This window comes from Streptococcus vulneris (assembly GCF_019218685.1).
GTDB lineage: Bacteria > Bacillota > Bacilli > Lactobacillales > Streptococcaceae > Streptococcus > Streptococcus vulneris.
In genome coordinates, this window is sequence record NZ_JAHUZC010000003.1 from 58,062 (window position 1) to 71,599 (window position 13,538).

Genomic DNA, 13,538 nt, shown 5'->3' on the forward strand with positions numbered 1-13,538 from the left:
CAAAAATAAGGTTAACCGCCTTCATACTGTAATAAGTATTTCTAACAAAGATTCAATTCGTTCCACCTCAGTTCGAAAGATATGATTCTTCAATTTCAAATTTTTTCAAAATTTCAAAGTATAGGAATTGCCAATAATTGTCATAATTTCTCCTATCTAGTCCACGAATGGGATCAATCCAACAGAACTACCTACGATAAACAATACAGACAGTGCAGGAGTCACAAGCTCATCGTCCTTGAAATACACAATAGCCACAATTCTTAAAACTAAAATAGTAACTTTCATCAATCATGAAATCATTGAAAAATCGTCAACGCCCTTCAATTACCCTATTCTAACTCCAAATCAGAAGCGACCAATAATCTCATCAAACTTATCGAACGAAATGCCTTTGGTTTTCGAAACTTTGAAAACTTCAAAAAACGATTTTTATCGCTCTGAACATCAAAAAAGAAAGGACGAAATTTGTCCTTTCTCTATCTTAGCTTTTCTTTAATCCACTACTGCTGACAAAGAACCAATTTTAGAGTTTCTCCATTTACTCTACTTGACAAAAACTCTATTTATAGTTCAACTTTAAATTTTTTGAGGCTTCCTAAAAATAATGAAGCACCAACAATAATGACGATTCCCCCTATCCATCCTAAGAATGGAACCAATGCAAGTGCAGAGCCAACAATTAATAAGACTGAGGGTGCAATAGAAATTCTATTATCATCTTTATAGTATATTAGTGAGAGAATACCTAGAATTAAAATTCCAATTTTTACTAAACTAAAAACAATAAAAATAATTCCTAAGATGACACCAACAACTTCTTCATTATCAAATATAGAGGCAATCATAATTATAATAATTGGCAAAATGGTTAGAATAGTTCCTGTAACTAAACCAATGATACCATCTAATTGAGCAAGTGTTTTCTTTTTCATCAATATTTCCTTTTCATTAAAAATTAATATTATACATTAATTTTGTTTAATATTTTCTTTTATATCAAACTAAAAAACACACGCAGAAAACTTTTTTAATCTATAATTCGATTATTTCTCTTCAAATCCTTCTGCGACTGCTTCCGCAAAGTTTTCTTCTACGATGCTTGCACAGTGGTCACAAATGACTGCGCGGTAGCTACGTTCTGCTGTTGTTGGGTCGATACGACGGCAACGGTCACATACTTCACCTTCAGCACGTTCTACTGTGAAGGCTACATCTTCGAAGCTAACAGCAGCTTCTGGAGCTGGTCCTTCTACGATGGTCAATTCAGATACGATTAAAAGTTGAGCTACATTGCTGTTTACTGCTTCGAGTAGAGTTTTCACCACTTCATTTGGATAAACTGTCAAGTGAGCTTCAAGTGATTTACCGATTACTTTGGCATTACGCGCTTCTTCCAAGGCTTTTTGAGCTTGTCCACGGAAGTCCATGAAGGCTGCCCATGTATCCAAGATTTCTTCTTGATTAGCAAAAGTTTCTGCTTCTGGCAATTCTGACAATTGAACGAAGTCTTCTGTTTCAAACTCAAGGTATGACCAGATTTCTTCAGCAGTGTGAGGAAGGATTGGTGTCAAGAGTTTGGTGATTTTCACAAGAATGTCATAGAAGACAGTCTGCATTTGACGGCGTTCCAATGATTTAGCACCTTCGATGTAAACAACATCTTTAGCAAAATCAAGGTAAAAAGCTGACAAGTCAACGTTGATAAAGTTCACCAAGGCCTTGTAGATTGTCAAGAATTCAAAGTTTGCGTAAGCATCACGAATGGTCTTGACAAGTTGGTTAAAGCGAATCGTCATGTACTTATCAACTGAACGAAGCTCATCGTAAGCTACTGTATCTTGAGCTGGGTTAAAGTCAGATGTATTAGCAATCAAGAAACGAAGAGTATTACGGATCTTACGGTAAGTTTCAGAGACTTGGCTCAAGATATCCATAGAGATACGCACGTCGTTACTTGAGTCTACACTCGTTACCCAAAGACGCAAGATTTCAGCACCAAATTGTTTTTCAACATCACTTGGAGCAATGGTATTTCCAAGAGATTTAGACATCTTCTCACCTTTACCATCAAGGGCAAATCCTTGTGACAGAATTTGTTTGTAAGGTGCTACGCCATGATTGGCAACAGATGTGATGAGTGATGAGTTAAACCAACCACGGTATTGGTCAGAACCTTCCAGGTAAAGGTCTGCTGGGTAAGTCAACTCAGGACGGTTTACCACAACACCATTCCATGATGAACCTGAGTCAAACCAAACGTCCATGATATCGGTTTCTTTTTTGAACTCACCATTTGGTGAACCTGGATGAGTAAATCCTTCTGGTAAGAGGTCTTTAGCATCACGTTCCCACCAAATGCTTGAACCATGTTCCTCAAAGAGTTGAGCCACGTGTTCAATAGTTTCAGCAGTCATAATAGCTGTACCGTCTTCAGCGTAGAAGATAGGAAGTGGAACACCCCAAGCACGTTGACGAGAGATAACCCAGTCGCCACGGTCACGAATCATATTGTAAAGACGGACTTTACCCCATTCTGAGTGGAACTTAACCTTTTCAATTTCATCCAAGATTTCTTGACGGAATTTAGAAACTGAGGCAAACCATTGTGGTACTGCACGCCAGATGATTGGTTTCTTAGTACGCCAGTCAAATGGGTATGAGTGAGAGATTTCTTCTTGGGCAAGAAGGAGGTTACCAAGTTTCTCGATAACAGTTGGAACTACCTTTTCATAGAATTGACCTTCAAACTCAGGACCAGCATTAGCCATCATGATACCACGTTCGTCAACAGTCACTGCGACTTCAAGACCATTAGCAATACCGACATTGTAGTCATCCTCACCAAAACCAGGGGCTGTATGGACAATACCAGTACCAGAGTCAGTCGTAACGTGGTCACCAAGGATCACCAACTCATCTACGGCTGTATCCCATGGGTGTTCGGTTACAATGTGGTTCAATTCTTGACCACGGTAAGTTGCTAAAACTTGAACATCAACCCAGCCAAATTTCTCAGACAAGCTAGTCAACAATTCTGCAGCAACCACAAACTTACGAGCTTCACCAGCAGGTTGAACCAAAACGTAATCAATATCTGCACCAACAGTCAAACCACGAGAAGCTGTGATGGTGAATGGAGTAGTTGTCCAGACAACGATGTAGGTATCTGTATCTAGAACGCCTTTGCCATCTTTTACCTTATTGGCATAGTAAAGGGAAGTTGAAACCAAGTCATGGTATTCAATCTCCGCTTCAGCAAGAGCCGACTCAGATGACCAAGACCAGTAAACTGGCTTGGCACCACGGTAGATATAACCTTTATTAGCCATCTCACCAAATACACGGATTTGGGCTGCCTCATAGTCAGGAGTCAAAGTCACATATGGATTTTCCCAGTCACCAGAAACCCCCAAACGTTTAAAATCTTCACGTTGTTTATCTACTTGAGAAAGAGCATATTCACGACAAAGTTTCAAGTACTCAACCAAGTCCATTTCTTTACGTTTGATACCTTGTTTTGCCAAAACTTGCTCGATTGGCAGACCATGAGTATCCCAACCTGGAATATAAGGAGCATAAAATCCTGACATTGATTTTGAACGAACAATGATATCTTTTGAAATCTTGTTCATAGCGTGTCCAACGTGGATATTTCCGTTCGCGTATGGAGGGCCATCATGCAAGGTGAAATGAGGTTTTCCTTGGTTCAATTCTTGACGACGTTGGTAAAGTTTTGCATCTTCCCATTCCTTTTGCCAAACTGGCTCTTTGGTAGGAAGTCCTGCACGCATTGGGAAAGCTGTTTTCCCAAGGTTAAGGGTATCTTTGAGTTTCATGGTATCTCCTTTATAAATAATAACAAATTAAAAACCACGACTGCCAAAAAGGACGAAAATCGTGGTACCACCTTTATTCGGAAAAAGATTTAGTCTTTCTCCCTCTTATCCCGTAACGTGGGAAACGTCAAATCCTACTAACTTCAGACTTGAGTTTTTGAGAGGATAATCTTATCATTAGGGAATGCAGGACTCACACCATCTCCTGCTCGCTGGAAATATAAGGATAAAATATTGTTCTCACATATCACTATTCATTATAAGATTAGGACAGATTCTTTATTTGTATCTTCCTCATTCGATGAAGGGCCTTCGACTTCAACTGGCTCTAAATGTTCTTCTACATAATGATCTTGTTGAGCTTCAAATTCAGCTAATTCTCTATTACCAGCCTCAATTCGAGCTTGTAACTCAGCCATTTCTTCAGGTGTAAATTGACGAGTCATATCGATTGGTTCTTCTTCTGGTTGTGAATATACCGATTCACCAAGAACTTCACCAACAACTTCTTTAAATGCTTCATCACTTGTCTGAAGATAGGTAGCTGTTGGGCGCAGAATATCTTCCCAATCTGATGATTCAACAATTGCTAACTGACTCTCAATTGTAGATTTGAGACGTTGGTGGAAGACACGGCTCTTGTTCTTCAATTCTTCAGTCTCAACAGCAACTTTCTTAGCATTATCAGTAGCTTGACGCAAGATCTCATTAGCCTTATATTTTGCTTCTTCAAGCAAACGTTGGGCATCTTGCTCTGCCTGTTGGATAATATTATTAGAACGATCTTGAGCAGCTTGTTTCACACGCTCTGCCGTATCTTGAGCAATCAATACTGATTGACTCAAAGAATCTTTCATCTCATCAAAGTAAGACAAACGTTCTTCCAAGCTCTTGATATGCAACTCTTTATCATGATTGCTTCGAACTAAATCTTCATAATCACGAACAACAATTTCAAGAAATTCTTCAACTTCTTCTGGATCAAAACCTCTAAATCTTGTACCAAAGGTTTTATCTTTAATTTCTAATGATGTAATTGGCATATTATTCCTCACTTACTTAATAATAATTGGACCGTTAATTTCTTTTTATCTTTTTTTGTTTGCCCATTATCTCTAACAAGTTTCAATCGACCAAATTTCCTCACACTAATCAAATCACCAACTTGAACTGCATAATCTGATTTTTCAACTAAATGGTAATTAACTTGGACTGCCTGTTTTTCAATTAACTGACTTGCCTGATTTCTAGATAGCTTGAAGACACCTGCTAGAAAACCATCTAATCTAGAACTAGCGATACAAATATCTAATTCTTGATAATTTTCTACTGTAGCAATTTTCTCAGCAAAATTCCGTTCTTCTAGACGAACCGGTAACCGAGCAATTTTCGTAATGCCGTCTTGAAAAAGGAGCATAAACTGTCGATTAATGATAATCTGTGCCCTCTCTTCGTTGACTAAGATATCACCAAATAGCTTCCTATCAATTCCCAGCTTGTTTAAAACAGTCCCTAATATTTTTGCATGCGTTAAGCGTTCAAACTTATTAGGGTAGACAATTTCTTGCAAGGAAAGTTCAAAATCAGTGAATTCTGGCTCAAAATAATCAGGATACAGGAGAACTCGTACATATTCAGTTTCAAGAAACTGCCGACTGCTCATGTAGGAGATGCCGTTGGTTGATGCTAGCACCTTTAAAATCTTTTCTTGATGGGGATTTACAAAGGGTGTTAAAAAAGGAGAATAAGAATCTTCTACCTTTTTTATCCATTCTACTCCCTTATCAATAAAAGACGAATCATTCTTAGAAAAGTGTTGATAAATTATCTTGTTCATAGAAAGATCACTAAAAGTCGAATCAACTGTTCCCCTAGGAAGTGAACTAGTAATACCGCAATCCAGACAGACAAGTCAAGACCTGCAATCTGGAGGGGTAAACGTTGCAAGGGAGCTACTATCGGTTTCACTAAACTAATAATCAAGCGTCCAAGACGTGATTCATAAGCATTGGGAAACCAAGACATCAGAGCAAACACGATTAAAATCAGTGAATAGATATCCACTGCATTTTGAACAAAACGAATGAGAAAGATCATTATCTTACTCTCGTACGTTTCATATCAAAGCCAAATTCACCATTTTGTGATTCATCTGGAATTTTGATATCTTCAATATTGACAACAACATCAACTGGTGTCAGCAGGTACATAGTAGATGCTACCTTTTTCATGTTACCAGCTAAAACGTGGCGCGCACCATCCAGATAGTCCAAACAACGACGAGCTTGAACTTCTGTCATATATTGGAAATCAATCAAAATACTTTCGTTACCAGCTAATAAATCAACAATATCTGTGGCATCTTCGTATTTACGTGGATAACGAACATCAATTGTCACCTTATCAGTAGAACGTTGACTTTGCATAGCCAACTCTTGTTGACGGGCATGAAGACGAGTGATGTTTTTATCTTTAGATGGCGTGCTAGCAGCTTGTTGAGGCAACTCTTGAACAGAAGGGACTGGAGTCACAATCGGCTCTTCAGCTTTAGGCTGATATGCAGTACTAACATCTTCTCCATCTTCTGTAAAATAATCTATAAATTTATCAAATCTATCTTTTAAAGACATATTTCTTTCCTATTTAAAAAATGCTGTACCAATTCTGACAAATGTTGAGCCAAATTCAATCGCTTCCTTGTAGTCACGACTCATACCCATACTCAAGTCCGTCATTGGCATATTGGGAATTTGTTTTTCTCTAATTTCTAGTTGCAAATCCTGCGTAGCTTTAAAAATTTCTTTCAACTCATCACTACTAGCTTCAAAAGGAGCCATGGTCATCAAGCCGACATATTCAATTTTATCTAAGGTGGCCAATTCTGGTAAGAGCTCCAATAGTTCTTCCCTTGAAAAACCATGTTTGCTCTCTTCCCTTGAGATATTTACTTGTAAGAAACACTTAACAACTCGGTCACTTCTTTTTTGAATTTCCTCTGCTAGCTTTAATGAATCCAAAGCGTGGAAATAATCAACATACTGAATGACATCTTTGACCTTGCGTCTTTGCAAGGTTCCAATCAAATGCCAGGTAATATTTCTATCTTTTAAAGCTTCATATTTCTCAAGAAATTTATCTACACGATTTTCACCAATATGATGCACACCTAGCGGAAGCAAAGCCTCCGCTGTCGGTACGTCTACATATTTTGTAACAGCAACAACCGAAACAGAATTGACTTCTCTTCCTGACTGCTGACTTGCATCTTTTATTTGTTGAAAAACACGTTCTGTATTTTCTTTCAAATTCATGTACTTAACGATTTTTGAAGAATGGAGGAGTGTCTAATTCATCCTCATCGTGTAAAGATGGCGCTTCGAAACGTTCAACTGGTGATACAACTGAATCAGTCGGACGAACAATTGTCTCACGACGCAAATCCCAATCACCAAATGCTGAAGTTTGAGAAGTTTCTGTACGGCGAGGTGCTGGACTTGGAATTTCTGCAGTTTCAGCCATATCAAACTGACGATTATGATTATGTGCATGACTAGGACTTACTTGTTCATGACGGACAGCTTGTCTTGGTGCATGGCCCACAACTTTTTCCACACGATCTTGACGAACACCAGTTGCAACGACTGTAACACGAATTTCATCTTTCATGTTTTCATCGATAGATGTTCCGAGCCAGATGTTCACTCCTTGACCAGCCGCTTGGTTGACGATTTCTGAAGCTTCTTCTGCTTCAATCAAAGTCAAGTCAAGTCCACCAGTAACGTTGACGATGACATCCTCGGCACCGTCAATAGTTGTTTCAAGAAGTGGTGAGTAGATTGCCTTACGAGCTGCTTCTACCACACGTTCTTCACCACTACCGATACCGATACCCATTAGGGCGTTTCCTTTATTTGCCATAACTGTTTTCACATCGGCAAAGTCAAGGTTAATCAAACCAGGATTTGTGATCAAGTCCGTAATTCCTTGAACACCTTGGCGAAGTACGTTATCTGCTTCGCTAAGAGCTTCAAGAAGTGGCGTTTTCTTATCAACAATTTCAAGCAAGTTGTTGTTTGAAATAATCAATAGAGTATCTACATGCTCACGAAGTTGATTGATTCCTTCTACAGCGTACTGACCACGTTTGCTTCCTTCGAAACCGAAAGGACGTGTCACAACACCAACTGTAAGAGCACCTAGATCTTTAGCAATGCGGGCAATAACAGGAGCTGCACCAGTACCTGAGCCACCTCCCATACCTGCAGTAATGAAGACCATATCTGCTCCAGTAATAGCTTGAGTCAAGGCTTCTTCGCTTTCTTCAGCAGCCTTTTGACCAACTTCAGGTCGACCGCCAGCACCCAAACCACGAGTCAATTTAGGGCCTAACTGAATTACAGTCTCAGCTTTTGTACTACTCAAAGCTTGTACATCTGTGTTTGCTGCGATAAATTCTACGCCTGCAACACCTTCGTCAACCATGCGGTTAATGGCGTTACCGCCACCTCCACCAACACCGATTACTTTAATCACTGCACCTTGAGCAGCCGCTGTATCAAATGAAAATGTCATAGTTTATTTTTCCTCTTTTATTCATCAAACATGCTTCCGATTAAGCCACGGAAACGATCTGCGATTTTTGGTTTATTTTGAGAAGATACTTTATCTTCTTTCGGAGCAACTACGTTCGTAGAAGCTGACTGCTCTACCTCAGTATTTTGAACTGGTTGAATAGGGGTCGGTTGTGCTACCTGCGTAACACGTTGAATCATCCCACCAAAATTAATTGGTTGGTGACGCAAAGTATCCTCACCCTTAACTGCTCGTTGTGCTAATAAATGCACCTCAGTCAATTGACCAGCAAATTCAGACAAGCTAATCACATGAGCGAAGGCAGGATTACGGATTCCAACTTGATTTGGAACGTAAAGTTTGACACCAACGCCAAATACTTCCTGTGCAAGTTCTACAATACCTGGTAAAATAGCATTTCCACCAATCAGAACAATCCCACCTGGAAGATCCAACAAATGTCTTCTTTCCAACTCTTGTTTGATTTGTTCAAAAATGTGTTTAATGCGAGCTGAAATAATCTCTGCTAGGTAGCTTTCTGTAACTTCTACAGGCTCTACTTCACCAATCACTTCAACTTGGAAGGTTTCATTGCTTGCAAGTGAAGGGTAGGCTTCACCATAGTTCAATTTCAATCCTTCAGCTAGTTTTTGTGAAGTCTTCAAGACTTTAGAGATATCTTTTGTGACATAATCTCCACCTTCTTGAAGAATATTTGTAAACTGGAGTTCTTGATTACGGATTGTAGCAACAGTTGTTTGACCTGCTCCCATATCAATCACAGTAGCTCCAAATTCACGCTCTCCTTCGTTCAAGACTGAACGAACCAAAGCCAATGGTGAAATAATAATATTTTCAACCTGAACACCTGAGCGCTCAACTGTCTTGCGTAAATTGTGAAGAATAGTACGTGGACCTGTGTAAAGTAAACCACGCATTTCAAGACGAACCCCCATCATACCACGTGGGTCACGAATACCTTGGAAACCATCTACGATAAATTCTTCTGGAATAAACGTAATGACTTCACGATCTGGTGTCATACTCTTTGTCAAGGCTGATTTAACAACATTTTCAACATCTTGATCTGTAATTTCTTTTGTATCAGATGTAACTGGAATCATTCCTTGAGTTGGTTCTACCTGCAAAAGATTTCCAGGCAAGCCAACATTCACTGATTTGATTGAAATGCCAGCTTTCTCTTCTGCTTGGGAAATAGCTGACTTGATAGCAGTTGCTGCTGCTTCAATATCAACGATAATCCCATCCTTTACACCTTTACTCTTGGCATTACTTACACCAATTACATTAAGTTCACCATTTCTAAGCTCGGCAACCAGTACTTTAATCGAATTAGTTCCGATATCTAAGCCTGTAAAAAAACCATCTCTAGCCATTACATCGCATCCTCTCTCTTCCAAGTTTCAAACTTCTATTCAATATAGCTAAAATAGGGCATAGCTATTCACAGAATATTATAACACAAAAAATCCAATCGTGCTTAGTTTTTCCTAAATTTACTTACCATTTTTTTACATTCGCTCATCATATTTTTGTATTTTCCAAACAAGTTATAAAAAATTAGATTTATGAAAAAAGAAAGCTTGATTTTAAGCTTTCTTTGCAATCATTTTTTCTGCTTCTTGTTCTAAAAATAGTTCCAAGATTTTCTTTGTCAACGTAATCGCTGCTGACAGGGCCAGAGAAACGATTAAATAATTAGCTACTAAGCCGTGATCTCCAACCAATGGCGGTTTTGTCAAGAATCCGTAATCTCCACCAGTTACCAAATTGACCACAAAAATCAAGGCATTTAGTGCAAAGGTCATGAGAAAAATTCCCTTCACATCCAGCAATCGCGCGTTATACTGTCTCAATAGATAAACTAGAGAGTTCCCCAAGAGAGCTAAGTGGCCAAATATAAAGGATAAAATCGCAATATGTGGGAAAGGATAGGCATCTGGCACTGGATAAACAAAGGCTGCTAATGTCCCAAATGTTCCTAGTAATGCAAAATACTGCCTATATTTAGACTGACCAGGAAGCAAAAGCACCACAAACATAGCCATACGGCAATGGTAAAAAGGTAAACTTTCTGATAGCGGCATATGATTGATCCAGTACCAACCGTAAAGGAGGATTAACTGAACTGCCTGTAAACTCTGGAAAAATCGTTGATAAGCCTTCTTTTCACGATAGCGATAGGCTGTATAAAAAGTTAAGGCTAAAAGTGTAAATATACTGACATACCAAAAAAGGTCAAATTTGGGTGGTTCTGTTGCTTGGGTCGTAAAGAAAATATCCCATAAATTCATCTAGTCTTCCTCATGATTCAAAATTTTCCTGAATATTATTATACCATGCTATTTGTCAAAAATGAATTTAGAAATACGTAAATGTTTAACAAAATCACTTGTCTTCATTTTCTAAACTTTCTACCAACTTGGCTAGGTTCATAGAGTTAGAGCCTTTGAGCAAGATTTGGTCATTAGCTCCTAGACTTTCCTTGACCTGCTTAACTAGGACTTCAAATTGGTCTTGATCTTCTGTTTTCTTGAAGTAGTAAACGTGACCGATTGGGAACATTTGACTAGCCAATTGGGCTAATTCAGCAATGTCTTCTCCATATAAAATAACAGTATCAAGCACATCTGGTGAGAGGCTCAAAATCATCTGGTTATGGAGCTGAACAGACTGGTCACCGAGTTCCTTCATGTCCGCCAAGACAGCGATTTTTTTGCCACCTTCGTTGGCTGGAATAGCCGAAAAAGTCTCTAAAATCAACTTCATAGCAGTTGGATTGGCATTATACACATCTGATAGAATATCTGCACCATTGGCTGCTTTCTTCCATTCGGTACGGTTACGCGTCAATTCAAGATTTTGGAAAGCCTTATGAATTTGCTCCTCTGAAACCCCTTCTTGTAGGGCAACATAAGACGCAATCATGGCATTAGTGGCATTGTACTTACCAGTCACTGGCAAATCGAGAGCTTGTTCCAAGAAATTAGCCTTAAAGGTCAGACTATCCTTACGTTCTACCAAGTCGGTAATTTCTAACTCTGCTCCTGAGCCAAAACGAATCACCTTTTTATCAGTAGGCAAGAAGTCCTCTACAATCGGATCTGCTGGTACTAAAAGCAAGGAACCAGGTGCCATGCCATCAGCAATTTGCATTTTTCCTTTAGCAATCTCAGAACGGTCTTTGAAAAAGGCCAAATGGGCTTCTCCAACCAAGGTCACGATGGCTGTTTTTGGACGAGCCAATTCTGACAAGAGATGAATATCTCCCAAGTGATCCTGTCCCATCTCCAAGACCAACTTTTCTGTTCCTTCTGGCATGTGGAGAACTGTGTAAGGAAGACCAATCTCGTTATTATAATTGCCTTGTGTTTTGTAGGTCTTGTAGGTTGTTGATAGCAAGTGCGCTAACATATCTTTGGTCGTTGTCTTGCCATTTGAACCTGTAACAGCAAAGACATCAACTCCTGTTTTTTCAAGATAGTAGGCAGCTAGGGTTTGAAAGGCCGTCAAAACATCAGCTACTAAAATGTAGGGATGATTTGCGATTTCTTTCTCAGACAAGGTTACTGCGGCACCATTTTCAAAGGCTGTTTCGATAAAGTCATGACCGTCACGAGCACCTTTGAGGGGCACAAACAAATCCCCTGCAGCAATCAAACGACTATCAAACTCAGCTTTTTCTAACTGGGTGTCCTCAAAGAGGCTGATATCATTTTTAGCTCCTACAACTTGAGCCACTTCATGAATTGTTAATTTCATTTCTACTCCTTTAAAAAGGGTCGAAACTCGAGAACTCTAGTCACCTTGCAGTGATGGTTCTGGCTTCTACCCCCTCTTTCATTTTATAGCAAATGCGCTTCGCGCTTGTCAAAACTTTCCTTGGCAAGGTCAACCAAACGTTCGATTAAGTCTGGGTAGCTGATTCCCATATTGTCCCAAAGTAGTGGGTACATAGACCACTGGGTAAAACCTGGCATGGTATTAAGCTCGTTTAGGAAAATCTCTCCCTTGTCTGTATAGAAGAAATCGCAACGAGAGAGACCGAGGCCACCAATGGCACGGAAGGCTGTTTCTGCATTCTGACGCATGACAGCTACCACATCATCACTGATTTTAGCTGGGATATCCATGGTAATCTTGTTGTCAATATACTTGGCATCGTAGTCATAAAAGTCAACATCCTTGACTACTTCTCCTGGTAGCGTACTCTTGACATCGTAGTTGCCCAAGAGACCAACCTCGATTTCACGAGCATTTACCCCTTGCTCTACCAAGACACGGCTGTCATATTGAAAGGCAAGTTTCAAAGCTTGACGGAGTTCCTCTTGATTTTCAGACTTAGAAATACCGACACTTGAACCCATGTTTGATGGTTTTGTGAAGACTGGGTAAGTCAATTTTTCTTCAACTTCGGCAATTTTAGCAGTCACATCATCGCCTTCGACAATGGCCACATAAGGAACTTGAGCAATCCCGACAGATTCTAAGACACGCTTGGTCGTGATTTTATCCATGGCAAGACTAGATGACAAGATGTTGCAACCAACATAAGGCATTTTCAAAACTTCCAAGAATCCTTGAACTGAGCCATCTTCTCCCATCGGACCGTGAAGGACTGGAAAGACCACTGCTCCCTCTTCGTAGATAGCACTTGGTGCAACTTGCTTATCCCAATCAATGGTTTCATTGGTCATAAGACGATCCTCTTGACCTGGAGTCTGGCTAAATTCTTGCGTTTTAATAAAGTCACCTGACTGGCTGATGAAAAAAGTCTTGACTGTAAAACGATCGTAGTTGACCGCACGCATGACACTTTCAGCTGAAAGAACAGAGACTTCACGCTCTGCACTACGCCCACCGTATAAAAGAATAATCGTTTGTTTCATATTACTTGTTCCAATTCTAATAGAATACTCGTTCTTTAGTATATCATATTTGCTTCTTTTTTGAAACTTGTATCTAAAAAAGCCCTCATTTGAGAGCTGAAATTTTACCTATCCACCACTTGAGCTTCAAAGCGTGCTGGTTTGTCGTCTACGGTATCTTTTTCTAGTAAAATTCCTCAACACAACCAGTTGTTCATACGGCATTGTGTTGAGCAAG

Annotated in this window: 12 protein-coding genes, 1 pseudogene and 1 other annotated feature; of the genes and pseudogenes, 1 reads left to right on the forward strand and 12 read right to left on the reverse strand. The window is 39.5% G+C overall.

From position 1 onward, the window contains the following. Window positions 1-306: 306 nt before the first annotated feature. Window positions 307-488: pseudogene (locus KUA57_RS03515) on the forward strand (transposase); the annotation flags it as partial. Between the two features lie 78 nt (window positions 489-566). Here the strand turns inward: KUA57_RS03515 and KUA57_RS03520 are convergent. From KUA57_RS03520 to KUA57_RS03575, 12 genes are all read right to left on the reverse strand, one after another. Continuing rightward, the gene (locus KUA57_RS03520) at window positions 567-935 is read right to left on the reverse strand and encodes a hypothetical protein (RefSeq protein WP_125448187.1); all 369 of its coding nucleotides are present in this window, start codon (window positions 933-935) and stop codon (window positions 567-569) included. 111 nt (window positions 936-1,046) lie between these two features. Beyond that, entirely contained in the window at window positions 1,047-3,839 is a 2,793-nt protein-coding gene (gene ileS / locus KUA57_RS03525) for an isoleucine--tRNA ligase (RefSeq protein ID WP_125448188.1), read from the reverse strand. A 45-nt stretch (window positions 3,840-3,884) separates the two neighbouring features. Further along, window positions 3,885-4,096 (reverse strand) — a binding site (T-box leader). Next, on the reverse strand, window positions 4,097-4,882 hold the full coding sequence (locus KUA57_RS03530; protein WP_042750728.1) for a DivIVA domain-containing protein: 786 nt from the start codon (window positions 4,880-4,882) through the stop codon (window positions 4,097-4,099). Between the two features lie 8 nt (window positions 4,883-4,890). Beyond that, window positions 4,891-5,676 carry a YlmH family RNA-binding protein gene (locus KUA57_RS03535; protein WP_125409607.1) on the reverse strand — a complete coding sequence of 262 codons (786 nt, stop codon included), beginning with the start codon at window positions 5,674-5,676 and terminating at the stop codon, window positions 4,891-4,893. After that, a complete protein-coding gene (locus KUA57_RS03540) occupies window positions 5,673-5,936 on the reverse strand; it encodes a YggT family protein (protein WP_000576496.1) in 264 nt (87 codons plus the stop codon). The genes KUA57_RS03535 and KUA57_RS03540 overlap by 4 nt, the downstream gene beginning before the upstream one ends. After that, window positions 5,936-6,469, reverse strand: a complete 534-nt coding sequence (locus tag KUA57_RS03545; RefSeq protein ID WP_049487344.1) for a cell division protein SepF — start codon at window positions 6,467-6,469, stop codon at window positions 5,936-5,938. The genes KUA57_RS03540 and KUA57_RS03545 overlap by 1 nt, the downstream gene beginning before the upstream one ends. A gap of 9 nt (window positions 6,470-6,478) precedes the next feature. Next, the gene (locus tag KUA57_RS03550) at window positions 6,479-7,150 is read right to left on the reverse strand and encodes a YggS family pyridoxal phosphate-dependent enzyme (RefSeq protein WP_049511013.1); all 672 of its coding nucleotides are present in this window, start codon (window positions 7,148-7,150) and stop codon (window positions 6,479-6,481) included. 4 nt (window positions 7,151-7,154) lie between these two features. Continuing rightward, on the reverse strand, window positions 7,155-8,411 hold the full coding sequence (gene ftsZ / locus KUA57_RS03555; protein WP_049511014.1) for a cell division protein FtsZ: 1,257 nt from the start codon (window positions 8,409-8,411) through the stop codon (window positions 7,155-7,157). 17 nt (window positions 8,412-8,428) lie between these two features. Beyond that, complete coding sequence (gene ftsA / locus KUA57_RS03560) at window positions 8,429-9,808, reverse strand: cell division protein FtsA (RefSeq protein ID WP_033688313.1); 1,380 nt, start codon at window positions 9,806-9,808, stop codon at window positions 8,429-8,431. A 213-nt stretch (window positions 9,809-10,021) separates the two neighbouring features. Continuing rightward, entirely contained in the window at window positions 10,022-10,726 is a 705-nt protein-coding gene (locus tag KUA57_RS03565) for a YwaF family protein (RefSeq protein WP_115904069.1), read from the reverse strand. A 94-nt stretch (window positions 10,727-10,820) separates the two neighbouring features. Then, the gene (locus tag KUA57_RS03570) at window positions 10,821-12,194 is read right to left on the reverse strand and encodes a UDP-N-acetylmuramoyl-tripeptide--D-alanyl-D-alanine ligase (RefSeq protein WP_218493629.1); all 1,374 of its coding nucleotides are present in this window, start codon (window positions 12,192-12,194) and stop codon (window positions 10,821-10,823) included. 83 nt (window positions 12,195-12,277) lie between these two features. Continuing rightward, complete coding sequence (locus tag KUA57_RS03575; protein WP_042750711.1) at window positions 12,278-13,321, reverse strand: D-alanine--D-alanine ligase; 1,044 nt, start codon at window positions 13,319-13,321, stop codon at window positions 12,278-12,280. Between the last annotated feature and the right edge of the window lie 217 nt (window positions 13,322-13,538).

Coding starts and splice junctions, on each gene's coding strand:
- KUA57_RS03530 (WP_042750728.1), bottom strand. CDS start 4,882: ATGCCAATTACATCATTAGAAATTAAAGATAAAACCTTTGGTACAAGA.
- KUA57_RS03550 (WP_049511013.1), bottom strand. CDS start 7,150: ATGAATTTGAAAGAAAATACAGAACGTGTTTTTCAACAAATAAAAGAT.
- ftsA (WP_033688313.1), bottom strand. CDS start 9,808: ATGGCTAGAGATGGTTTTTTTACAGGCTTAGATATCGGAACTAATTCG.
- ileS (WP_125448188.1), bottom strand. CDS start 3,839: ATGAAACTCAAAGATACCCTTAACCTTGGGAAAACAGCTTTCCCAATG.
- KUA57_RS03545 (WP_049487344.1), bottom strand. CDS start 6,469: ATGTCTTTAAAAGATAGATTTGATAAATTTATAGATTATTTTACAGAA.
- KUA57_RS03535 (WP_125409607.1), bottom strand. CDS start 5,676: ATGAACAAGATAATTTATCAACACTTTTCTAAGAATGATTCGTCTTTT.
- KUA57_RS03570 (WP_218493629.1), bottom strand. CDS start 12,194: ATGAAATTAACAATTCATGAAGTGGCTCAAGTTGTAGGAGCTAAAAAT.
- KUA57_RS03540 (WP_000576496.1), bottom strand. CDS start 5,936: ATGATCTTTCTCATTCGTTTTGTTCAAAATGCAGTGGATATCTATTCA.
- KUA57_RS03565 (WP_115904069.1), bottom strand. CDS start 10,726: ATGAATTTATGGGATATTTTCTTTACGACCCAAGCAACAGAACCACCC.
- ftsZ (WP_049511014.1), bottom strand. CDS start 8,411: ATGACATTTTCATTTGATACAGCGGCTGCTCAAGGTGCAGTGATTAAA.
- KUA57_RS03575 (WP_042750711.1), bottom strand. CDS start 13,321: ATGAAACAAACGATTATTCTTTTATACGGTGGGCGTAGTGCAGAGCGT.
- KUA57_RS03520 (WP_125448187.1), bottom strand. CDS start 935: ATGAAAAAGAAAACACTTGCTCAATTAGATGGTATCATTGGTTTAGTT.